The 598-nt window shown below is 77.6% G+C and carries 2 protein-coding genes; one reads left to right on the forward strand and one right to left on the reverse strand.

Features of this window, described 5'->3' with window-relative positions; translation table 11 throughout:
* Positions 1-162: DeoR family transcriptional regulator (locus tag GTR00_RS22270; RefSeq protein ID WP_166613645.1), on the reverse strand; the 162-nt coding region annotated here is incomplete at its 3' end.
* Positions 163-286: 124 nt separating this feature from the next.
* On the opposite strand from GTR00_RS22270, the gene GTR00_RS22275 reads away from it, so the two are divergent.
* A partial coding sequence (locus tag GTR00_RS22275) for a DUF4406 domain-containing protein (protein ID WP_407659774.1) occupies positions 287-598 on the forward strand: 312 nt, incomplete at its 3' end.

Raw genomic sequence — 598 nt, forward strand, 5'->3', positions numbered from 1 at the left:
GCCGTACACGCGCTGGCACAGCCCGGCGGCGGCCAGCTCGCGCAGGTCGCGCCGGACCGTGTCCTCGGTGGTGCCCAGCTCGGCGGCGACCTCCTTGGCGACCACGCGCCCGCGCGTGCGCAGCCGGTCCAGCAGCTCGTCCCGCCGTTGCGCCGCCAGCACCCCGTACCTCCGCAATCGTCCACGTTCTTCCGCGTTCGTGCGTAGTGTGCCGCACGTGAGCCGATCCCTGTGCATCCTCGTCGCCGGCCCCTACCGCTCGGGCACCGGCGACGACCCCGCGAAGATGGCCGCCAACCTCGCCCGCCTGGAGGAGGCCGCCTGGCCCCTGTTCGCCGCCGGGCACCTGCCCGTGGTCGGCGAGTGGATCGCCCTGCCGGTGCTCCGCAGCGCCGGCGCCACCGGCCCCACCGACCCGCTCGCCGAGCGCGTCCTGCACCCCACCGCTGAGCGGCTGATCGAGCGCTGCGACGCCGTCCTGCGCCTGCCGGGGGCCTCCACCGGCGCCGACGCCGACGTCGCGGCCGCCCACCGCCTCGGGCTGCCCGTGTGGCACGGCCTGCAGGACGTGCCCGCCGGCCCCGACGGCAGCCCCGCC

The organism is Kineococcus indalonis, from assembly GCF_009906395.1.
Classification (GTDB): domain Bacteria; phylum Actinomycetota; class Actinomycetes; order Actinomycetales; family Kineococcaceae; genus Kineococcus; species Kineococcus indalonis.